Genomic DNA, 23582 nt, shown 5'->3' with positions numbered 1-23582 from the left:
TAGGGGGGCGGGCGCTCGTGAGAGTGCCTCCCTACCCGACTTAACTAATTTTGTATTAGATGATACATACCCTAAAATCAGAAAAAACTACTGTAATAAATAGAATACTTAAAGCGCTCATCTTTCTTTTAACTTGCTAAGGAAGTAATACTACACTAATATTGACAGGTACAACAATTAATTTTTAAACAAGAGGTGCATTAATGAAGCTAGACGAGTTTACAATTGGACAAGTATTTGAAACCAAGTCCTTTAAATTAACAAAAGAAGATATAATAAGATTTGCAAAGGAATTTGACCCTCAATATATGCATTTAGATGAAGAAAAAGCGAAACAAGGTAGATTTAATGGAATAATTGCTTCTGGAATACATACAATGGCGCTTTCATTTAAGCTTTGGATTGAACAAGGTATGTATGAGGAAGATGTTATTGCTGGAACAGAGATGAATAATATCAAATTTATAAAACCCGTTTATCCAGGAGATGAATTGCATACTATTGTCAAAGTCATTGATAAAGAAACGAGAAAAAGGGAAACAGGAATCCTTACTGTCTTATTATCTACTTATAATAGAGAGCAAAAAGTATTTGAAGGTGAGTTGTCCGTACTAATAAACAAATAAATTCTCATTTAAATTGGTGAAAGTCTCCAATTACTTTTCTGGATCATCTTGTTATAAGTATTTTGCACTCAAAAACAACTTGATTTGTAGAATGGTGTATTCTCTCCACGATCAGTTATCATTCTGGAATTTATAAATGCAAAATAAGTCACATCTTATAAAAAGGAGTGACTTATTTTTACTCAAAATTTAAATTCTCTTATTAATTTTTGAAATTGTTTTTGGTAGAAAGTCAACCTGTATTAGCTAACAGCCTGTTTATTTTTAAATGCTATTTCTAGTTCAATTTCTTCTAACGTTCGACCTTTCGTCTCAGGAACATATTTCATAACAAAGAGGAAAGCAAAAACCCCAATAACTGCATATGTTAAGAAAAGGACGCCTACTCCAACAGCTTCTACAAGTACAGGAAATGACATCGAGATGACGATATTTGAAAGCCATAAAGCTGTACTTGCTACACCCATTGCTACGCCACGCACATTCATAGGGAAAATTTCACCAAGAATGACCCATACGACCATACCCCAACTTGCTGAATATGCAACAATAAACAAGGAAAGGCAAGTAAGTAACAACCACACTGGCACTTCAACCCACACCATTCCAACTCCAAGCGTACCCAACGCAACTGTCATACCAATGTTTCCAATTAACAATAGCTTTTTACGGCCAATTTTATCAATAAGGAGCATTCCAAGAATCGTAAACAAAATATTAAAAACTCCAATACCTATTGTTCCAGCAATTGCTGCTGTAGAACCGAATCCAGCTGTACTTAGTATTGTTGGTGTATAGTAGATAATTGTATTGGTTCCAATAATCTGTTGAAATACAGCAATGCCGATCCCAATAAATAAAACAGAGCGTAAGCCAGGTGCAAAGAGCAGCTTTAAGTTTACCTTTTTTTCAGCCTTTACCTGCATAATACTTCTGATTTCTTCTTCTACTTGGTGCGAATATCTTGTTAGAGATAACACCCTACGTGCTTCATCTTCACCTACATTCTGCCACAGCCACCTTGGACTTTCCGGCATAAAGAACATCCCTAGCATCAGTAAAACAGAGGGAATAACAGCTAATCCTAGCATCCAATGCCAATTTTCTGAAGTCGCAAACATGTAATTTACAAGGTAGGCCATAAAAATGCCAAGAGCATTCATAATTGTGTTTAATGAAGAGACCTTACCGCGAATATTTGCTGGAGCCATTTCAGCTAAGTATAGAGGAACAATACCTGAAGCTCCTCCAACTGCTATTCCTAGTTCAATACGAAACGCAATTAAAGTATGTACATTAGGAGAAATAGCTGTTCCAATTGCGCCAATCGTAAAGAGTACACCTAGTATAATGATTGTTTTCTTTCTTCCATATTTATCAGCTACAGGTCCACTAAAAGCTGCGCCTATAAGGGCCCCAATTAAAACGCCACTTACCACTAACCCTTCAAGAAAAGGTGTTAGTCCCATGTCTTTCTTTATAAAAAGAAGAGCACCTGAAATAACCCCTGTATCGTAACCAAATAAAAGCCCACCTAAAGCACCAAAACAATAAATTACCCACCTATACATTTTTTGTTTATTCATGGTCCACCCATCCGCCCCTTTAGTTGAATCTTTTTTAGCAAAGAAATACTATTTAGAGTTGTTTTACAGGTATGAAGTTATTTTGTAAGAACGATAAACTTTCTTCAGCGAACGTGTAAATCTTATTCATGTTGGCTCCTTTATTCGCTTGAAAAGGATTTGGACCGGGAGCTGTTGCTTCTACCACAACATACCCACTGAAGTTTATCTTCTGTATTCCAGAGATAAATGGCTTAAAGTCGATGAGTCCACGCCCCATACTTCTTCGATTACTATCAGCTACATGAAGAATGTGCAGGTTATCCTGTGCGTCTAAAAAAGGAAATTCAAGATCTCGCTCTTCAATGTTCATATGGTAGGAATCCAACAACATTTTCACTTTAGGATGATTAACTTCTTTCACAAATTTTGTAGCATCGGCTCCTGTATTAACAATGCAACTCTCATATCTGTTTAAAGGCTCTATTACAAGAGTAATATCTAATTCCTCTGCTCTTTTTGTTAACTTTTGTACAGAGTCAATAGCCCATTTCCAGTCCTCTCCCTCCGCGCCCATCGGGGCCGTCTTTCCAACAGCAGAGGGACAAACCACTAAATATTCTGCTCCTACCTCTTTAACAGCTTCGATTTGCCTTTCAAAGTATGAGACTGCTTTTTTTCGGTTATCTTCGCTTCGATTGGCTAAATCTTGTTCTTCGTTCGGCCAACCAGTATCGCCTGTCAAACCACTTATTTCTAAATTTAAGTTTTTCGCTAATTGTTTAATATCGCGCCATTTATAATCGTCTACTGCAGCTCTAATTTCTATTGCGTCATATCCGGTTTTTGCCACAAACTCCATTGTATTTTCTAAAGGAATATCTCCAAACGTCCAACTACAAATTGAAAATTTCATCTTTATTCTCCTTTTTATACATTTAATTTATTTTAGAAAGTTAAACCTAAAAAGAAGAACCTAGCCATTAATGATATCGCTTTCTTTTTAGGTCGAATAAAATAATGCTTTTATAGTGAAGATAGTTTAATTAGATCAACTGTACACTTTCCTTAATTTTGACTGGTGCATTTGTTTTAACAGATTCAATACAAGCAAGTGCAATAGAAAGAGCTCTGCGAGCATCGTTACCTGTTACATATGGAGTACTTCCATTACGCACACATTCTACAAAAGAAGTGAGTTCTGCCACGTAAGCATCGTGCAACAACTCAGTGTCTCTTCGATATGTATCCCTACTTATTCCTTCTGAAGTGTAGCGAATCATGTTTGTTTGTTGAACACCTCCGGCTATTACCATACCAGCTGAACCAAATACTTCACCACGAACATCATATCCATAAACTGCTTGGAAATTTGCTTCAGCTGTTGCGATTGCTCCGTTATCAAAACGGATGTTAACAACTGCAGTATCAAGGAGACCTTTATCTTTAAAGTCTGGACGTACAAGTGCATCGGCTACTGCATAAACTTCAATTGGTTCTGCACCTGGATTTAAATAGAGTAATGTATCAAAATCATGGATGAGCGTTTCTAAGAATATTGTCCATTCTGGAATTGGGGTCGGATCCCCCAAACCTGGATCACGCGTCAAAGACCTTAATAACTGTGGAATTCCGATTCTACCTTTCACAATATTGTTATAAGCAGCTCTAAAATCTGAAGCGAAACGACGATTAAATCCGACTTGTAAGGGAACGTTTGCATTCTGAGCTGCTAATATGGCTTTATCTGCTTCTTCTAAGGTAATCGCCATTGGTTTTTCACAGAAAACTGCTTTCCCAGCATTAGCAGCAGCAACAACGAGATCTGCATGTGAACGGGCAGGAGCTGCAATAACTACTGCGTCAATATCTGGATCTTGGAACATTTCCTTTGGATCTGTATATGCCTTTGATACTCCCAGTTCTTTGGCAAGTCTTTCAGCAGATCCTGAAACCGGATCAGCGATTGCGTTAAGCTTTGCTCCATATATTTTACGAGCAACTGTTCTTCCATGAAAACTTCCCATACGTCCTGCACCAACCAGACCAATTCTAATTTCTTTCATCTTTTTTCCCCCTCTAGATTAAATAAAGTTAACTTCCTCTTGTAGCTTTTTTTATAACGCTTTCATTTCTGGGTTAATCAAACCTTTTAAAACTTACTAAGCTAACAATTAAGGAAAGCTCTTTCCTTAATATTGAGTTTATCCTCTAGTTTTTTTATTGTCAATAATTTTTTAAAAATTTAAACAATATGTACGATTGTCTATTCTGCCTGAGTTTTTAGATTATATAGCCTTTTTAAGTATTATAAAAATGGTAAATTAATTCTAATTTTCTTGTAAGTGTTAGTAAAATAAATTTAGACATCTTATAATTAAGGAAAGTTCTTTCCTTTTTCGGTTTTCTTGAAATCACTAAGAATTATCATAATAAATTGATAAAGTTAATGGGAAGCTCTAAATAGATTGCCCATAGATAACTATATTTCAGATATAAGGTGGACTTTATCACATAGAAAAAACAGCAATATCTTACCTATGTAAATGAAAGAATTTAGATAAGCATAAAGAAAGGCATATAGTGAATAGATTAATACGTTGTTAGTTGCGATAATGAAACAAGAGGCTGTTTTAAATAAGCTAAATTAGCTATAGATATTGTGTAAAGTTCTTGTAATTTAGGATTATTGATTTTTCACTGTGAAAAAGATAGCAAAAAAAGCCACATAGCTTTAAAACAAGCTGCGTAGCTTTTTCACTCCTGAAAATTCATTATTCAACACATAAGTATCTAACTTCAATGACGGTATTAATTACTAAAAGGTTTCATTTTTTTATCTACATTCATGTATTCGTTTTATTATGAGAAGTAGATGCACGAACTACTAATTTTGGAGATAAAACGATTCTTTGCTTGGTCTCCTTTGAATCTTCAATCTCCTGTATTAATAGTTCAACAACTTTCTTACTCATTTCATGAATAGGTTGAGCTATTGTAGTTAAAGGAGGATCACAAATTGTCGATAGTACAGTGTCGTCAAACCCAATAATTGATAGATCTTGCGGAACTTTTATCTTAAGTTCACGCGCACCCTGTATTGCTCCAATCGCAAGAAATTCGGTTGAGGCAAAAATAGCTGTTGGAGGAACAGACAAATGTAGAAGTTCACGTGTAGACTGTTTTCCTTCATCAAGTGAAGTATTATTGAGAGATACTAAATTTTCATCATATGGCAATCCTGCTCTCTCAAGGGCTTGCTTATATCCCTCAAATCTTGCTCCTATAGTCGGAAACTTAATGTCTTCAGTAATCATTGCAATTCTTTTATGACCTAAGCTTATCAAGTATTCTGTAGCCTCATAGCCTCCCAGAAAATCATCCACTAATACAGCATCGACAGCAAGCGAAGATACATCTCTCGAAAGTAATGCGACTGGAATTTCAGCCTTAAGGAGCTCTTTAATGGCTTTATCCTCTTTTAATCCGGTAGCAATTATAATACCATCTATGTACTTTTGTTTTAATATAGAAATGTATTCGATTTCATTTTTTAAATCATTGTCCGTACTACAAATCATTAAACTAAAGCCGAACTTCTTAACATGATTTTCAACACCCCTTGCTATCTCTGCCATGAAAGGATTTGCAATATTAGGTATCAAAAGTCCAATAGTTTGAATACGCTTTTTGACGGAAGCTACCACACTAGGTTGATAGTCTAATTGGTGCATGGTATCCCTAACCTTTTTTCTGGTTTTCTCTGCAATACTCCCTGTATTATTTAATACTTTAGAAACGGTTGAAATGGATACTCCAGCTTCCTTTGCTACATCATATATGGTTGGTTTCATTCCCTTTCCCTCTTTTCTCTTAACGCATCATACATTTATTTTAACTTATTTTAATTATAGGCGAAATGATTACCAAATTAAGTTTATTACTTGCAACAATCTTTTTTTATCTTTAGGTATTATAGTTATTCATATTTGATACAAACCTAATAAATATAAGAGTGTTCATGTAAACTAGCGACGTATATCATATTCATTAATTTTTCTCTTTTTATAATGTAGTAAAATGTAATTATAAGGAAATTACTGGAGGGATATTCTTGTTTAAGACGCTACCATACAGAATAGCTACGACCTTGCTTGCATTGGTTATCGGTTTACTGAACTATCCCAGTGAAATTTCAAATTTTGCTTTTATAGTATCGTTTATGGGACTATTTTTCATTATGGAATCAATTGTTCCTAATTTGAAACGTAAAGTTAGTTTAATTAGGATTTTTTCAATATTTTTTATTGTGATATGTGCGATTACATATCTTAATGCTTAAAGCCAATCCTTTTTGGATTGGCTTTAATTTATTCCTAGAAGCTACATTATGTGAACTGAACAAGTATAGGTTATACAGTCTAAAAACAGAAGGAACTACTGTCCCCCAACAGTAGTTCCTTATTGTAATATAAGTGCATTTTGGATGATCTAATTTACCTGAAGTAGTTTATACAGAAAGAATGATTGACGAATGACTCACAGAGACAGATTCTTTTTTAGTTATTTACTAACTTCCACTATGAATGGAACTATAAAGACTTTGTTACTACGCTGAAACTCTCCCCAAATTTTATAGATGCCAGGTGAAGGAAATGTGGTATGGAACATAGCTTTAGATCCTTTTATCCTTTCATCCATTGGGTGTACGTGCAGATATTTTGTTGCGTCTTGATTTAGAATGACAACGTGTCCTACAGCTCCAAGGTATGGTTGTAAATCCTGAATAGGCTGTTTGGTTTTAGCGTCTTCAAAATGAAAATTTAGCATAGTTTCCTGATTCGCTTTTAGCTGGCTATCTATTTTAAGAGACACTTGATTTCCATTAACAGTTTTTAATAATTTCTTATCAGGTATAAGGCTAACAGGGGCTGATGTATTTCCCTTAACAGAAACCGTATGCATTTGAACTGTATCCGATTGTCCTTTCGGTACAAAGTCAGCAATTAATTTAAATGATCCTCCCTGAGTAAACGTAACAGGTACTGTAAACACACCTTTTCCCTTATAAGTAGGATGGATGTGTTGATATTTTGACAAGTCTTTGGTTGCAACAATCAGATGCATTTTCTTTTCGTGATTTACCTCAAATTCGGAAATAGGCTTCCCTTTATTATCTTTGATTGTGATTGTTAACTGATTGGTTGTATTAGCCTGAGGATAATGTTCAAACTTCCAATCGGTTTGTACGGCAACTTGTTGTTTTTCTTTTGAAGAATCGTTATGGTCCATGTTTGCCATGTCGTGTTTCATCTGCTTATATTCAGAATCCTTATTACATGCTACCAAAGAAATCATAGTTAAGAGAGATACCGCGACAAATAGTAACTTTTTCATATATACACCCTTTCATTGTAATAAGTACTGCTGCCCACCATTTATATCAAATAGATGTGGAGAAACTGTGCAGACCTATCTATACAAGGATAGCCTCTATACCCAAACACAGAATTAAGTAAAAATCGATAAGTAATTACGTAAACTTACTTATAATAAATTGTGTTTAATAAAAATAAGAAATCTTAAAAGGCATGCGTATTAATACGCATGCCTTTTAAGTAACCTTTCATAAAAAATCCCAAAATATAAATACCAGATAATGCTTATAGGGTTTGTCAAAAATTATTTTATCCAATAAATGTCGACTGTTAAATATGGAAATATAATCAATTAAATAGGTTTTTTAGATAATATTAGTGAATTAGATACAATTACATAACTAGAAAGGTATGTAAAATGATTATAAACTATACTTCTACCGACGGTATATTTGATATTGTTTCACAACGTTAATGAGATTAAATTTACTCCTTCTTGCGAACTTCCACTAGAAATAATTTTTTATCAAAGACTTCTCTTTTATCAGCTTTATGTCGTCTAACTCTCTCCAAATCTTCGATGGAAAATCCATGACACTTTGTTAATCCATAGATTACTTCTAATAAATCTGCAAGTTCTTCTATAGCCTCATTTGAGTTAGAAGCTGCTAAATACTCATTTAATTCTTCCTGACTTTTCCTTTGAAGTTCTATTAAATAATCCTGTTCTGTTAAAACTTCAACCACACACTCGCCTTCGAATTCTTGAATAATTTCGGGTATGCGGTCTCTAATTAGTTTATTATAAATGGTCATATATCTTATCTCCTTTATAATTAGAGTGTTTACTATACAGACGTAGCAGAACTATCTAAACAAAAAACAAGCCTTTGAAAACAAATGCTTGTTTTTGTTTAGAACTTATTAATATAAACTGTTAGAAGGTATTTTCATCTGTATCTACATTGATTAATTTTTTGCATTTTCATATTCAACAACACGTTTCATTGCTTGAATGTGGCCTAAATGATTGGATTCATGTAATACAGCCAAACCTGCTAATTGTTCATAAGTATCAAAACCCATAAATGGTTTTTGAAGTGTTTTCTTTAATTGTTCATTTGGAATTTGCTGAAGACGAATGGACTGATCCTTGAGCTGAATAATCAATTCGTCTAAGCTAGGCACCTCATACTTCCAATCAGCTGGTTTTGTACCATTACTAAACAATTCGATATAGTTTGCTGGAAGGTAAGTCGTTTTTTCTGGAAAGCCAAACATTAATTGCTCAGTGAATGTTAATACATGACCAACATGCCAATGAATTGTATTGTTAAAACCATTTGGCTGAACACTCGCTACTTCTTTAGAAATAGATTCTACATTTCTTATAAAGTAATCCTTTGCCACTTTAAACTGCTTAAATACTAATTCATTCATGTAATCTCACTACCTTCCAATCATTATTTTTCACTTTAATATTCCTATACAGGTATTTGATATTTAGGTGAGAAAGAACGTAATCTAACAACAGAATGTTTTAAATGTCTAACTAGCTGATTTATTTCATCTTCAGTGGTTAGTGCTCCTATACTTATACGAATTGAGCTTCTAATCTCGTCATCTGTCTTTCCAATTGCTTTTAATACATGTGAAAGTTTTGATGACGTAGAGCTACATGCGGAAGCAATAGATACACAAATTCCCAATTCATTTAACATACTGGCTAAGGATTCCCCTCTAATCCCAGAAAATTGAATGTTTATTGTGGAGGGAACATTAGCATGTATGTCTCCGTTTATTAAACAATCCTCGATTTCTGCTTGGAGATTAGTTAAGAATAAGTCACGTAGGTACTCTGTCTTTGTGAAATTCAAGTATAGATCTTCTTGAACTATTTTTGCAGCAATCCCAAAACCGACAATACCTGCTACATTTTCTGTTCCAGAACGCATACCAAATTCTTGAGATCCTCCAAGGATAAGAGGAGGAATATTCACCTCTTCACGTAAATATAAACACCCTACTCCCTTAGGTCCATAAATTTTATGTGCTGACATGGATAAACTATCAATTGGAAGTTCCTTTAAATTAACTGTTATTTTCCCAACTGCCTGCACTGCATCGCAATGGAAATGAATATTGTGCTTTTTACACAGGTTACCTATTTCTTTTATAGGCTGTATAGACCCAATTTCATTATTTACCATCATGACTGCAACAAGAACGGTTTGGCTAGTTATAGCTCTTTCGATATCATTAAGATCCACAATACCAGCCGCATTAACAGGTATTGTGGTAATTTGAAATCCATGATGCTTTCTTAAGTAATCACAAGTTTTTAAGATAGCTGGATGTTCAATTGCACTTGTAATAATATGCTTCCTCTTTGAATTTTTAGCTGCTATGCCCTTTAATATAGTGGAATTTGCCTCAGATCCACCACTTGTAAAAAATATATTACTATCCTTCACACCAATAAGATTAGCTATATCTTTACGTGCTATTTTAATGGCCTCTTTAGCGCGATACCCTATAGAATAAGTACTCGACGGATTTCCAAAATGATTTTGAAGATACGGTAACATACCTTCTAGTACTCTTGGATCAATAGGAGTAGTGGCATTATAGTCAAAATAAATAGGTGTATGCATTATTAAAATGCACCTTCCCCTTCAACCAGAAATTCTTTCTGTTCAAATTTCTTTTTTGTTGGATTTGCGCACTGATTTAAAATATTTAAAGCGATATCAACACAATGAAGCTGTGAAGGTTCTAACTCACCTAACCATTCAACAACATCATCGCGTATAATAGACGAAATTTCAGCTTTAGACATACTAACTATTTTTTCTGAAACAATACTTGCTGTAGCAATAGACGTAGAGCATCCATAAGCTCTATAAGCTACATCGGAGATAACCTCTTGGTTTAACCTTAAATACATGTGTACTGTATCACCACAAATAGGATTACTGATTTCGATCACATAGTCCGCATCTGTAAGTTCACCAATATTCCTAGGATTCATAAAATGGTCACAGATTATATCATTGAACATTTTAAATTCCTCCTTTGACAGCCATGCCTTTTTCTTTTTCTTCGATAAACTTTTCAAGGTTAATTGCACAACAACCTACTTCTACGCCTGGCATCCTTGAAATATATACTAACGTCTGTCCATTACGACCACATTCACAAGATGTATCTTTTCTTAAATAGCCAACATCTTCTGTCAGAATGAAGCCTGGATAAGAAATAGAAGTTGGGTCATAAATAGCAATAATGCCTCTTTCTCCATATTCAACTTCTTCTAAGACATTGTGTGGGTTACGCATAGAAACGTGGACCCATGGTGGAATATGTTTTTCTTGTTTATGGCATTCTACTGCAAGCATATTAGCTTCTACTAATCCATACATATCCCTTACATTGTATGATTGAACGCCTAAGTATTCATGACAAAGCTCATTAAATTCTGCTCGTGGAATTTCTTCACCAGTGAACTTTTTCCACCCTCCAAGCGTAATAATAAAGCTATTCTTTTCTAAATTAAGTTTAATATTGCGATCCATACAATATTTAATTAATCTATATACTAAAAATGGAGGGCCTACTATATGTCTAGTATGCTTTCCATCCCAACTTTGTAAGGCTTCTACAGCTTTTTCGGGGTTGAATGTTATTTTCTTTACTAAATTAACGCTACCATCTAATAAACCAGCAAAAACATTCAGTGCTTTTACCATTCCCATTTCAGGCATTTCTTCAGTTGGTGGGAAAAGGAATAATCCCATCCCTCTGGAGAACTTAAAGAACTCTCTATAGGTAGTTACAACACTATCAAATGCACTGTCCATCGTTAAACGATCACGACGAGATACACTAGGAATACCACTTGTCCCTGTACTTCTCATTTCGAATTCAACTTCGTTTAATTTCGATGTCATAAGAAGGTGAGAATCGCATTGTTTAAATGTTTGAACTGGAATTAAAGGGATTTTTGCTAAATCATTAAAATCCTTTATATCCTGATGGCTAATGTTTTTCTTCTTACATAAATCACGATAAAATTGGTTGTTTTCATAATGGTAGTTAAAGTTATCTGCGATAACGCTACCTTTATATTCATTTACTGTATCAAAAGGCATTTTATAAAGGTTATGAGCACTGCCGACTAATGTATTTAATGGGGATAATCCTAGTTCTTTTAACTGAGTAGATAAGTTCATTTAATAGCCTCCTTAGTGTTCTGAGCTTGTATTTGTTTTACTAACAACACAACGTCCTCAATCGTTTTGCACCAGCCATAGTCCTCAGTTGGAATGCTAATATCTAACTTTTGCTCTAAATCTAAAACAAGTTCTAGGCGATCAGTTGAATCCAGTGATAAATCTCCGGACAAATTGCTATCTATTTTAATATCCGTTTCTTTTAAAGGTGAAAAAACTAAAATAGACCCTCTTATCATCGTAAAAATCTTATCGTTTTCCATAGTTAGAACCCCCACTAAAACTTTTCATATCAATTAAGTTATATGATTTGCCAAGAACTTGGCGTCTTCTCCAACCCCTAATAATAAGGCGGAACCTCTTCGGTATTGCCATGATAACCCTAGAAAGTAAAGACCCTTTTCTTTTGTTATGCCTCGATCATGAATCACATTATTGTTTTTATCAATTATATTAAGGACTTCAATCCATTCGTAATCATTGTGGTAACCAGTGGCCCAGATGATATTCTCTGGTTGGACCTTCTCGCCATTTTGACAAATTAAACTCTTACCGTCTGCCTTTGAAACTTTTGAAACCTTGTTAACAGCTCCTCTACTTAGCAGTGGTTTTAACTCTTTTCCTATAATTGGATCATTTTTTTTCATAAACTGCCCCAATTTTGAATGGATAGTTGCTTTTGATACTCCAAGCACTTGGAACCACCAAAAAATACTCCTATTCAGTAAGGTATAGGGTAGGAATTTCATTTGTTTACCTACAGATAGATAAACTTCTCTGCTTTCGGCTAACTCCGTTGCAATCTGTACCCCTGAATTACCGGCACCCACTACTAAAGTCGTTCCTTCCTTTAATTGAGTTGGATTTTTATAATGAGCTGCATGAATCTGGAAAATGTCTTTTGAGACATCTTTCTCAATATCTGGTACAAAGGGTTTTTGAAAGGGACCAGTTGCAACTACTATATTTTTTGCTACATAATTTCCTTTACTGGTAACGAGGTGAAACTTCTTATTTTCTTTAAATAGATTAATAACTGATGTATTCAGTTGGACTGGAAGATCATAATAACGACTGTAGTTTTCTAAATAATCCGCAATCTCATCTTTGTTAGGGTAACCATGTGGTGGCCCTTCTACATTCATTCCCGGTAGGGCGCTATGAGATCTAGGTGTAAACAAGGTTAAAGAATCGTAACGATGACGCCAAGAGTCCCCAACTCTACTATTAGAGTCTATAATTAAAAATGAAAGAGATTTTTGTTTTAAATAATAGCCAATAGCTAGTCCTGCTTGCCCGGCACCGATTACAATTGTGTTATATGAATTTCCCATTTAACATCCCTCCTTCAACAATAGTAAGTACATTATGCATAGTAGGATGAGTTTATTAGGAAAAGAGGGAAAAGAACGAATTTAATTATGCCACACCTCTAAACCATTATTTAAATACGCGTTTTTACAAGCACTTCTTTGGATTTTCCCACTAGATGTTTTTGGTATACTGCTAGTCTTTAAAAGGTAAATAGTGTATGGCTGAACTTCATGTTCCTCCATTACTTGTTGACGGATGTTCCTTAAAACACTGTCTAAATAACCTTTTAATTCTCTTTCTTTGTGTGGTCTAAGCCTATATTTACGTTCAATTTCGGCAACTATAATCAACTTTTCTTCCCCATTAATATCAACAGAGAACGCAGCACTGGCTCCTGAAATAATAGCTTGATCTGCTTTTTCCACAGTTAATTCAATATCTTGTGGGTAATGGTTTTTCCCTCTTAATACAATGAAATCTTTTAGTCTACCTGTTACAAAAAGCTGGCCTTCATGAAAAAATCCTAAATCCCCAGTTCTTAAAAAGCCATTTTCATTTGTGTCTTTTACTATATTATTAAACGCATAATTTGTTTCTTGTTTCCGTCCAAAATATCCTTTTGCTATACTGTCTCCTTTAACCCAAATTTCACCTATTTCATTTGATGCACACTTGGATAAGGAATCAGTATTAACAATTTCTACTTTTTGATTAAGCCAAGTCATACCACAACCAATTAATTTTACTGAATCTTCAGAATTTATAGGTCGCTCTATAGCTTTATTTTCTAAAAGACTTTCTTTGCAAAAGCCTTTGGAGACAGGCTTTGTTAATTTTTCATTACCTGTTATAAATAAAGTTGCCTCAGCCATACCGTAGCACGGAAAAAATTGATTTAGTTTAAAACCACAATCTTTAAAAGCCTGGGCAAACTTTTGAATAGTTTCATACCGCACGGGTTCAGCCCCATTAAAAGCAACTTCCCAACTACTCAAATCAAGCTGCACCTTTTGTTCATCTGTAATCTTTTTTAGACATAAGTCATAAGCAAAATTGGGTCCACCACTAATAGTTGCTTTGTACTTTGAAATAGCACTTAGCCATCGAAAAGGTTTTTGTAAAAAATCCATTGGAGACATAAATACACATTTAGCCCCAAGATATAGTGGTTGTAGAATGTTACCTATTAACCCCATATCATGATACATTGGTAGCCATCCGAGCATGACTGTATCCTCGTTATGCTGACAAGCTGCTTTGATCATGGCTTCATTGTGCAAAATATTACCATGAGTGACCATCACTCCTTTAGGAGAAGATGTAGATCCTGAAGTATATTGTAAAAAAGCTAAAGATTCTTTATCTACCTTTGGTTGTGACCACTGATCCCGATAATCATAAGATATATCGTCAATCGGAATCCACTTTAGATTCATATTTGATAGTTCATCTGAGAAATGAAAACTTATTTTTGAATGCAGTTGAGTAGTTGTCAAGATGATATTAGTAGCTGAATCATCCATAATTGCTTTTAAACGTTCCATATTTCGACTTAACCCGGGAGGGTACACAGGTACGGGTATTACATTCGCATAGATACATCCTAGAAAGGCTTTAACATAGTCTATCCCCGATGGATACATTAAAAGAGCTCGTTGTCCTTCTAAACCTAAATGTTGTAGGTAAGCAGCGATTTGCTTAGCATACATATGAAGTTCTTGATAGGTAATATTAGTTTCATCTTGGTTATCATTAGATAAAAATGTGTAGACTACTTTTTCAGGATGTATCATCACTTTATGTGATAACAAGTCTATCATTGAAGAATAATTACTTTTTGGAATAGTAGGATTGTCTATCAACTTTTCCATGCGGTCTACACCTCTTTTTAGTGTTCTAAAATCACAAAATCAAAAATTCTACTCTCTTTCAAAGGCATTGATGGCGTTTACGCTATGACTAATTGCAGCACCAGCTTTAAGTGCAGCTGCTACAGTCACTGCTTCTAAAATCTCATCCATAGTTCCACCTAGTTTTTTATACTTAGCTACATGAGCTTCAATGCAATATGGACATCCTGTTGTATGAGCCACGGCAATAGCAATCAACTCTTTTGTTTTAGGAGGAATCGTACCCGTATTAAAGACTTCATGTTCAAACTGCATAAATTTTGCTGCAACCTTTGGCGATCTTTCCTTTAATTCACCTAATCTATTTAAATATGATTTTTTATATAAAGTATCGTCTGACATCTTTTATTTCTCCCCTCATTGTTCAAATATAAGTAACTATCATGAAGAATAAAACAAACTACTTTAAAATAATAAAAACTTATTTAATCGTCGGACGATTTTCCCACCCCTTTTTCACAATGGTAAAATTTCACTAAGTCGAAATAGAAGAAAATTAACCTATAATTACCTCTATTTGTAAAAAAATCAGCTACAAATGGATTCTACAAACAATATTTTGGGTTGTCAATTACTTTATTTGAAATTTAAGAATAATTTAATAACTATTTTACAAGACTTTTAGGAGGTAAACTAAAGGCTATTCATTCACTAAGATAAGTACATTATTATGCTTAAAATTATATTAATAAAATCAAAGCAAGACTTATTTCAGGAGGTATTTTTGGGAAGTTTTAAAAAAATAAGTGGACTATAAGATATAAGAAAGTTTAGATGTTTTTTTAGGGCAGATGAATCTTTATTTAAAAGTGAGAAATTCACTATGTATAATATGTCTCTATAACACTCAAATGCTTTTTTGAATGTTAAAACATATGATAACGCTACCATTTTCACCAAAAAAGAATGTTACAAAAAAAAATTTTAAAAATGAAATTTACATTTGGAAATGAAGTTAAAAGATGAGAATGATAGTGTGAGGGATTATATCTATCTGCATTCAAGATCTCTTCTAGAAGTTATCCTAGATATAATCCCATTTTTTATAAAAGCCTAGGTGATGCTAATGTTTTTAAAATTGCTTATTGAAGTAAGTTTGGAACTCTTTACAAGTTAAATTTTATCTTATGCCTCAATTTCAAAACCTGAAGACTGTAATGGACCAATTGTAATTAAGCTAACTAACTGCACTGCCATATGTTTAGGAGAGTAGACTAAATCATTATTAACCCACCATTCTACAGTACCAATCAATGCTGAAGAAATGAAATGTATTAATAATTCTGGAGGAGTTGAAAATTTTTGTTCTTGTAAATTTATTGTGGCGAATTCTTTTCTGAATTTCTCTAGAATAACCCCTTGCATTTTGCCATTAAATCCATGTACCCCTTTTTCACTTAACATAATTTGATAAAAAGTAGCATGGTGGAAAATATTTGTGAATATAGCTTCAATCATTGATTGAAACTCTGATATTTTCACCCTTTTCTTTTGAATGTATATACAAGGGTTAATAATATCTGTTAGTTCCTCAAAAACTTCGTCAATTAATTTATCCACCAAATCTTGCTTATCTACATAGTGAAGATAAAAGGTAGCCCTGTTAATTAATGCATTGTCTGCAATATCCCTAATGGTAATAGATTCATAGCCTTTCTCTTGAATTAAATCAATAAACGATTCTTTAATCATTTTTCGTGTTCGAATAACACGCAAATCTGTTTTCTTTAACATTTTTTCATCACCTGTCTATGATTTCATTTTTAATTAACACTTAGGACTCATGTGTTGTATATATAACAAATAGCGCAATATTGATTATTGAGTATGTGAGAATAAGGAATATAATTACATTGTATATAACAGGGCGTTTCTTATGCAACGCTCTGTCGATGAAAACAAGATGTTCAGGAGGGAGATTACGTGTGCGTATTTAAGAGTTTTTTTTCACAAAAAAGATTTTGGGGGAGCTTACTAGGAATTATCATTGTCGTTATGATTTTCAGTATTGCTTTCATAGGATCAATTGTTAATCCCACTCCGAAGGACTTGCCTGTTGCATTGGTGGTAAATGATAAAGGTGCTGAACTGCCTAATAAGACAAAACTAAGTGCTGGTGAGGAATATAGAGAAGCGTTACTAGATAATAAAGATATTCCCTTTAAGTGGTCAGTGATTGACACAAGAGAAGACGCTATCAGTGCAATGAATGAAAAGAAATACTATGCGACTATTGTCATTCCAGAGAGCATGTCTCAACAAATTATGTCACTTCAATCCCCTTCACCACAAAAGGCAGAGATAGAGGTAATTATTAATCAAGGAATGCATTACACGGCTGCTAATACAACAAAACAGGTTATCGATCAATCGCTTTCTAAAATAAATGGTCAAATTCAGGATACAGTTTTTACCCAGTTAGAAGCTAAAAAAGCTACTATTACTCCTTCGCAAGCAAAACTTTTGAGCAGCCCTTTACTTGTGAAGAATGAAACCATTAACGAAGTTGGAGATCACACAGCCAATGGGAATGCTCCTGTTTTATTTACACAGATAATATGGATCGCGGTCATTATTAGTTCTGTTATTCATTTTGTTATTATGAAGAAGGTTACAAATGGCCGTATAAGTACCCGATCTGTTTTAGCTCAATTAGTTGCAGGACTACTATTTGCAACAGCCATTGCTTCTACAGTCCTTTTATTTACTGATAATGTATTAAACGTTAATATATCTGACTTCCAGGCAACATTCTTATTTTTACTTTTTACTGCATTTATGTTTTATTTACTTCAAAACGCTATTTTAAATTGGTTAGGATTAGTAGGGGTTCCACTATTTATCTTACTTTTTCTCTTCTCAATTCCGGTATTAAATTTACCTCCAGAGTTTCTACCTACAGTAACTCAAGATTGGTTTTATTCATGGGTTCCCTTTAAATATAGTGTAGAAGGTCTACGTAACATCTTCTACTTTGCAGGGCATGCTATCGAAAGCTATTTATTTGTTCTAGGAATGATAGGTGTGGCTTCATTTATAATCATGTCACTTTCTATACTCAAAACAACAAGTAAAGAAAAACCAAGGGTGGCTGTAGAAAAGTAATTTTTATTTATTAATAAAAAAAGACCTTGAGAAGAGCAAGATATATAACTTACTCCTCTCAAGGTCCTATTTGTTTTAATTAATCTTTTGATATCTTTAATTACATGTGAGCTATAAGCCTATACTTGATCTTAAACTTCAGGAGTTGGTGTTGGTTTTTTATAACCACTTTTATATAAGTCTACATATGAAACCTTAGCATATTAATGTGTGAATATAATACAGTAGTAAGTCGCATTGCAACGTAAGAGCCGACCCAAATATTTTGAAAGGAATGTAGCTCCTAAAAGGTGAAAATGAAAGAATGGTCATTCAATCTGTTTTTTCATATCAATTAATTGTTGTAATAAAATCTTTTCTCCTTCTGAGCTTAGCACGATATTACCTAGATACACTTTATTTTTATCACTTACCTTACCAGTGATAGCACAGGGTTTACTTTCACCACATTTTTCGATAATTATTGTTTCATTTTCTATAAACATTTCCACATAACTCTCACTGCCTTTTATCCCTAAGGTTCGTCGTAGTTCACTAGGGAATGTGACACGTCCAAATTTGCCTAGACCCTTAATCAGCCCTATTTTCTTCATTTTCTCACTCCTAATTTAAATTATCTTTCAATTTAATAATGGTTATTAATTAATTGTATTTTGGTGAAAAATTATCTCCATAAGAGAATTTTTTGCTGGAGTAATTCCCATCTCGAAAATGTATTATATTACTTATTATCTTTTTCTTTTAATAAAAGTAATATATGAATTTAAACTAATAACAAAGATTTATTAAGCCTCATTTTATGATACAAACTACAGAATTAAACAAAAATCTACATAAAAAACCAATAATATCCATTAAATTATTTATATGTAAAAAATATTTAAATCCATATATGATAACATTAAATGTTTCTATATCTAAATAATGGAGAATAAGCACTTCTTTCTTATCGAATCATTCACAAAAAATAATTTAGAAAATTTTTAATTTTTGTCGTTTTCTGTATGATTATATAGTTCCTAGTATAAATTAAAGATACGATGTCGCTGGAGAAAAATGAAAGCGTTTAATACTAGTTTATCTTTTCTTAGTTCCACTTCAATGGAGTGAAGATATTTATAAACTAACTACAGAAAAAAAGTTGCTCTCATTGTATCCTTATTAATGACTTAAAGGAGTATCACTATCTCTTCGAATTACGCTGATGTATCCACTCCTTTTGAAGCTAAGCAGACTACAATATCTACTATAATCCTTCCCTTATAAAGAAAGGGATTTTGGAGGATGTAATAGTCTTTCTATAATTACTACAACTTATATGAGAGAGGTTAAAAAATGAATCATTTACATCGCAGGATGGGAACTTTTTCTTTAACAATGGTTGGACTAGGTTCAATCATTGGTTCAGGTTGGTTATTCGGGGCATGGAGAGCAGCTCAAATTGCTGGACCTGCTGCTATTATTTCCTGGATTATCGGTATGATTGTTATTTTATTTATTGGACTTTCTTACAGTGAGCTTGGATCTATGTTTCCAGAAGCAGGAGGTATGGTTAAATATACACAATATTCTCATGGATCATTTCTTGGATTTATTGCTGCTTGGGCAAACTGGATTGCTATTGTATCTGTTATCCCAGTTGAAGCTGTTGCATCTGTACAATACATGAGTTCTTGGCCCTGGGAATGGGCAAAGTGGACAAGTAGTTTAGTGAAAAATGGCACGCTTACTTTACCTGGATTAGGCATTGCTTCTGCTTTATTACTTATTTATTTCTTACTAAATTATTGGACAGTAAGTCTCTTTTCCAAAGCAAATTCACTCATCACAATCTTTAAGATAGTGATTCCTGGCTTAACAATTGGATCACTTCTATTTGCCGGTTTTCATAGTGGAAATTTTACGTCTGGAGAAGGCATCGCGCCAAATGGTTGGGCAAGCGTACTGACGGCGGTAGCAACGTCCGGTATTGTATTTGCATTTAATGGTTTTCAAAGCCCTATTAATATGGCTGGAGAAGCAAAGAATCCTGGGCGTTCTATTCCATTAGCTGTAGTAGGATCGATTCTAATTGCTACCGTTATTTATATCTTATTACAGGTGGCATTTATTGGGGCAGTTTCTCCTTCTATGGTTGTTCATGGATGGAGTCACCTTAATTTCAACTCTCCATTTGCTGATTTGGCTATTGCTTTAGGTATTAACTGGCTTGTGATTGTATTGTACGCTGATGCATTTGTTTCTCCTTCTGGAACGGGAATCACCTATACGGCTACTACATCTCGTATGATATACGGTATGGAAAAGAATAAATATTTACCTGGTGTTTTAGGGAAATTGCATCCTATTTATGGTGTGCCACGTCAAGCAATGTTTTTCAATTTAGCAGTATCATTCATTTTTTTATTTCTCTTTAGAGGTTGGGGTGTATTAGCTGAAATTATTTCAGTTGCGACATTAATCTCTTATATTACAGGGCCTGTTACAGCTATGACGTTAAGAAGAACGGGGAAAGAATTCTATAGACCATTACGTCTAAAAGGATTAAGTATTATTGCACCACTGGGTTTTATATTTGCGTCATTAACTCTGTACTGGGCGAGATGGCCACTTACAGGACAGGTGTTATTCATTATTATAATGGGTCTTCCTATATACTTTTATTATCAAGCAAAGTTGAAATGGAAGGGATTTCAAAAGAACTTCCTAGCAGGACTTTGGATGGTTACTTACTTATTATGTATGATAGTTATTTCATATTTAGGAAGTGAAAAATTTGGTGGAATAAATGTTATTCCATACGGTTGGGACATGCTGATCATTACATGTTTGTCTCTTGTTTTTTATGTTTGGGCTGTAAAGAGTGGATTTAAGACAGAATACCTCAAGGAAGCCACCAAAGTAAATGAAGAAATGAGATTAAGGGAGAGAACAATAGAATCTCAATTAGATAAAGAAAAAGTTGTATAAAAATTGATTTCTAGTACCAGTATTTTATAAGTATGTGGAGATAGTTGTTATGGTAAAAAATAAGGTAGGAAAGTTAAAGATCTTTACGGTAGACTATTCTATATTAAAAAACAATAAAATAATCAATAATTCTATAGTCATCCAATCCATCAATAATCCAGATGAAATTGTAAGGTTAGCTAAACTAGATATATCTACAAAAGAAAGAGTGTTCATTCAAAATGTAAAGATTTTAAGATTTAAGTCCATCCTATCTCATGGGCATAATTTAGAATAGGAAAACTCGTAAAAAAAGGAATTTACTTATAATAGCAAGAGCTTATTTTAACGATGTTATTGAGATATTTTACTTGTTTTATTAGATGCCTAGGGCATCTTTTTCTCTTTTCTCATATGTTCGAGAGCTATAGGGAAAGTCGAATTCCTATTTATCGTAATGCCACGAGAAGCCAAAACAGAAAAAGGCCGAAAAGTTCTCTAAAAAACCCTGTACATTCTTTCGGCCTTTTGTTTCATTTATATAAAAATAGTGAAAGTTGTTATTTTATGGAGGTTTTATATGTCGGATAAAGTGCCATTTTCATTTATAGTAGTAATTGGTTTAATGTTATTTGCTCTATTCTTCGGGGCAGGAAATTTAATTTTCCCACCAATGCTTGGTCAATCAGCAGGAATAAATATTTGGTCAGCTAATGCCGGATTTTTAGTAACCGGAGTTGGGTTACCGTTACTTGGTGTGTTAGCATTTGGTTTTTCAGGGAAAGATGATGTACAGTCACTAGCAAGTCGCGTACACCCTGTGTTTGCTCTTATATTTACAACCGTACTTTATTTAGCGATTGGTCCTTTATTTTCCATACCAAGAGCAGGAACCGTTTCTTTTGAGATAGGCGTCAAACCTTTTTTGGCGGAAGATCTAGACCATATACCTTTATTTATTTTCACCATCATCTTTTTTAGCATCACATGCTTTTTCTCACTAAACCCTGTTAAAACTATCAATATTATCGGAAAATTCCTAACGCCTATTAAGTTAACATTTATTGGAATTCTTGTAGCGATGGCTTTTATTAATCCGATTGGGGATTTTCAGGCACCTACGAAGAACTATAAAATTCACTCATTTTTCAAGGGATTTCAGGAAGGTTATTTAACAATGGATGCTCTTGCAGCTTTTGTTTTTGGAATTATAATTATTAATGCTATTAAGGAAAAAGGCGCAAAAACAAAAAAACACATTATGACTATTTGTGCAAAAGCAACAGGAATTGCTGCCATTATCCTAATAACCATTTATACGGCTCTTTCTTACATGGGTGCTTCAAGTGTAGAAAAACTTGGACACTTAGATAACGGAGGTACTGTTTTGGTAAAAGTCTCGAATTATTATTTTGGAGCTTACGGTGGAATATTATTAGGATTAATGATTACGGTAGCTTGTTTAACAACTAGTGTAGGACTTGTTGCTTCTTGTTCTTCATTCTTTCATAAACTATTTCCAAAGATACCTTATAAAATACTTGCTATTAGTCTATGTGGTTTTAGTGCAATAGTTGCTAACATCGGGTTAACACAGTTAATTGCTATTTCTATACCTCTATTAACAGCTATTTATCCATTAGCTATTGTATTGATATTCTTAACTTTTTTTCATCCTTTATTTAAAGGAAAAACTGAAGTTTATCAAGGGAGCTTACTTTTGACATTTATTATTAGTCTATTTGATGGATTAAATACGGGCGGTATTCACATTTCATCTATTAATAGTTTCTTTATTAGAGTTCTCCCTATGTACAAAGTAGGACTAGGTTGGATTGTTCCAGCTATTATTGGAGGATTAATAGGTTTTAGCATAGTACAAGGAAAAACCCTTCTTAATTACAGGTCATCTAGACTGAATAAATAATAAATATTCTGATGCAAAGGTTACATCCATTTGAAAATAGGAGAAACTCGTCAAAAAGGAAGCTTTGTTCTTATTGAGCAAAGCTCCCTTTTTGACGAGTTTCTTCTGTCTTGAATGGGGTTCATTTTGTCTTAAAGCAAATCTCAGCATCTAGTTTATTAGATAACTTTTTAAATCCTCAAATGAGTGCTTATATTTGAACATTTTATAAAGACTGTGATATGTTCTACATATACATACTATATATGCAGTAAGAAATGAGGTATTTACATATGAAAAAAGCTGAATTAATCGATGCAGTTGCAACAAAATCAGAACTAACGAAACAAGATACTAAAAAAGCTGTAGATGCATTGTTTGAAACGATTTCTAATACGCTTGCCAAAGAAGAAAAAATTCAATTAGTTGGATTTGGTACATTTGAAGTACGTGAACGAGCAGAGCGTACAGGCCGTAATCCTCAAACAGGTGAAGAAATGACAATTCCGACCTCAAAGGCTCCGGCTTTTAAACCGGGAAAAGAATTAAAAGAAGCCGTTAAATAAGTATATGATAAATATTTTTTAGAAAGCCTAA

22 protein-coding genes are annotated in these 23582 nt (G+C 33.7%); 6 read left to right on the top strand and 16 right to left on the bottom strand.

The genetic code is table 11. The annotated features are described in order from the left end of the window. The first annotated feature begins 203 nt into the window (after window positions 1-203). The gene (locus tag ACFX4W_RS15400; RefSeq protein WP_043977682.1) at window positions 204-626 is read left to right on the top strand and encodes a MaoC family dehydratase; all 423 of its coding nucleotides are present in this window, start codon (window positions 204-206) and stop codon (window positions 624-626) included. A 242-nt stretch (window positions 627-868) separates the two neighbouring features. Here ACFX4W_RS15400 and ACFX4W_RS15395 read toward each other — a convergent pair whose 3' ends face one another. The 15 genes from ACFX4W_RS15395 to ACFX4W_RS15325 form a co-directional block, all read right to left on the bottom strand. After that, window positions 869-2212 (bottom strand): sugar porter family MFS transporter, encoded by a 1344-nt coding sequence (locus tag ACFX4W_RS15395; RefSeq protein WP_043977680.1) that lies wholly within the window; start codon window positions 2210-2212, stop codon window positions 869-871. A gap of 52 nt (window positions 2213-2264) precedes the next feature. Then, on the bottom strand, window positions 2265-3107 hold the full coding sequence (locus ACFX4W_RS15390; protein WP_052500288.1) for a sugar phosphate isomerase/epimerase family protein: 843 nt from the start codon (window positions 3105-3107) through the stop codon (window positions 2265-2267). A gap of 130 nt (window positions 3108-3237) precedes the next feature. Continuing rightward, window positions 3238-4257 (bottom strand): Gfo/Idh/MocA family oxidoreductase, encoded by a 1020-nt coding sequence (locus ACFX4W_RS15385; RefSeq protein WP_043977679.1) that lies wholly within the window; start codon window positions 4255-4257, stop codon window positions 3238-3240. A gap of 780 nt (window positions 4258-5037) precedes the next feature. Beyond that, complete coding sequence (locus ACFX4W_RS15380) at window positions 5038-6045, bottom strand: LacI family DNA-binding transcriptional regulator (protein WP_043977677.1); 1008 nt, start codon at window positions 6043-6045, stop codon at window positions 5038-5040. Window positions 6046-6754: 709 nt separating this feature from the next. Beyond that, the gene (locus ACFX4W_RS15375; RefSeq protein ID WP_043980811.1) at window positions 6755-7588 is read right to left on the bottom strand and encodes a hypothetical protein; all 834 of its coding nucleotides are present in this window, start codon (window positions 7586-7588) and stop codon (window positions 6755-6757) included. Between the two features lie 467 nt (window positions 7589-8055). Further along, entirely contained in the window at window positions 8056-8385 is a 330-nt protein-coding gene (locus ACFX4W_RS15370; RefSeq protein WP_043980813.1) for a nucleoside triphosphate pyrophosphohydrolase, read from the bottom strand. Window positions 8386-8538: 153 nt separating this feature from the next. After that, on the bottom strand, window positions 8539-9009 hold the full coding sequence (locus tag ACFX4W_RS15365; protein WP_043980815.1) for a DinB family protein: 471 nt from the start codon (window positions 9007-9009) through the stop codon (window positions 8539-8541). A 44-nt stretch (window positions 9010-9053) separates the two neighbouring features. Further along, window positions 9054-10223, bottom strand: coding sequence for a cysteine desulfurase family protein (locus ACFX4W_RS15360; RefSeq protein ID WP_043980817.1), 1170 nt, complete (start codon window positions 10221-10223; stop codon window positions 9054-9056). A gap of 2 nt (window positions 10224-10225) precedes the next feature. Then, window positions 10226-10630 carry an iron-sulfur cluster assembly scaffold protein gene (locus tag ACFX4W_RS15355; protein ID WP_098334625.1) on the bottom strand — a complete coding sequence of 135 codons (405 nt, stop codon included), beginning with the start codon at window positions 10628-10630 and terminating at the stop codon, window positions 10226-10228. 1 nt (window position 10631) lies between these two features. After that, complete coding sequence (locus ACFX4W_RS15350; protein WP_043980822.1) at window positions 10632-11801, bottom strand: LuxE/PaaK family acyltransferase; 1170 nt, start codon at window positions 11799-11801, stop codon at window positions 10632-10634. Beyond that, window positions 11798-12064: an acyl carrier protein gene (locus ACFX4W_RS15345; RefSeq protein WP_043980824.1), complete on the bottom strand. Its 267-nt coding sequence runs from the start codon at window positions 12062-12064 to the stop codon at window positions 11798-11800. The genes ACFX4W_RS15350 and ACFX4W_RS15345 overlap by 4 nt, the downstream gene beginning before the upstream one ends. A 33-nt stretch (window positions 12065-12097) precedes the next feature. After that, the gene (locus ACFX4W_RS15340; protein ID WP_043980826.1) at window positions 12098-13135 is read right to left on the bottom strand and encodes a flavin-containing monooxygenase; all 1038 of its coding nucleotides are present in this window, start codon (window positions 13133-13135) and stop codon (window positions 12098-12100) included. 81 nt (window positions 13136-13216) lie between these two features. After that, window positions 13217-14986: a fatty acyl-AMP ligase gene (locus tag ACFX4W_RS15335; RefSeq protein WP_377559741.1), complete on the bottom strand. Its 1770-nt coding sequence runs from the start codon at window positions 14984-14986 to the stop codon at window positions 13217-13219. 48 nt (window positions 14987-15034) lie between these two features. Further along, on the bottom strand, window positions 15035-15367 hold the full coding sequence (locus ACFX4W_RS15330; protein WP_043980830.1) for a carboxymuconolactone decarboxylase family protein: 333 nt from the start codon (window positions 15365-15367) through the stop codon (window positions 15035-15037). Window positions 15368-16150: 783 nt separating this feature from the next. Continuing rightward, window positions 16151-16759, bottom strand: coding sequence for a TetR/AcrR family transcriptional regulator (locus ACFX4W_RS15325; RefSeq protein ID WP_043980832.1), 609 nt, complete (start codon window positions 16757-16759; stop codon window positions 16151-16153). Between the two features lie 189 nt (window positions 16760-16948). On the opposite strand from ACFX4W_RS15325, the gene ACFX4W_RS15320 reads away from it, so the two are divergent. Next, complete coding sequence (locus ACFX4W_RS15320) at window positions 16949-18130, top strand: YhgE/Pip domain-containing protein (protein WP_377559739.1); 1182 nt, start codon at window positions 16949-16951, stop codon at window positions 18128-18130. Window positions 18131-18438: 308 nt separating this feature from the next. Here the strand turns inward: ACFX4W_RS15320 and ACFX4W_RS15315 are convergent, their stop codons facing one another. Continuing rightward, the gene (locus ACFX4W_RS15315; RefSeq protein WP_043980836.1) at window positions 18439-18723 is read right to left on the bottom strand and encodes an AbrB/MazE/SpoVT family DNA-binding domain-containing protein; all 285 of its coding nucleotides are present in this window, start codon (window positions 18721-18723) and stop codon (window positions 18439-18441) included. 742 nt (window positions 18724-19465) lie between these two features. On the opposite strand from ACFX4W_RS15315, the gene ACFX4W_RS15310 reads away from it, so the two are divergent. From ACFX4W_RS15310 to ACFX4W_RS15295, 4 genes are all read left to right on the top strand, one after another. After that, a complete protein-coding gene (locus ACFX4W_RS15310; RefSeq protein WP_043980838.1) occupies window positions 19466-21100 on the top strand; it encodes a glutamate/serine transporter AimA in 1635 nt (544 codons plus the stop codon). A 49-nt stretch (window positions 21101-21149) separates the two neighbouring features. After that, window positions 21150-21377: a hypothetical protein gene (locus ACFX4W_RS15305; RefSeq protein ID WP_043980840.1), complete on the top strand. Its 228-nt coding sequence runs from the start codon at window positions 21150-21152 to the stop codon at window positions 21375-21377. 282 nt (window positions 21378-21659) lie between these two features. Next, window positions 21660-23006 (top strand): branched-chain amino acid transport system II carrier protein, encoded by a 1347-nt coding sequence (brnQ, locus tag ACFX4W_RS15300; RefSeq protein ID WP_098525976.1) that lies wholly within the window; start codon window positions 21660-21662, stop codon window positions 23004-23006. A 272-nt stretch (window positions 23007-23278) separates the two neighbouring features. After that, entirely contained in the window at window positions 23279-23551 is a 273-nt protein-coding gene (locus ACFX4W_RS15295; RefSeq protein WP_340448764.1) for an HU family DNA-binding protein, read from the top strand. Window positions 23552-23582 lie beyond the last annotated feature (31 nt).

It is taken from the genome of Priestia sp. YIM B13489 (assembly GCF_042787645.1).
GTDB classification, from domain to species: domain Bacteria; phylum Bacillota; class Bacilli; order Bacillales; family Bacillaceae_H; genus Priestia; species Priestia megaterium.
The sequence above is the reverse complement of the archived record's forward strand: the minus strand, read 5'-3'. Positions and strand labels throughout refer to the sequence as shown.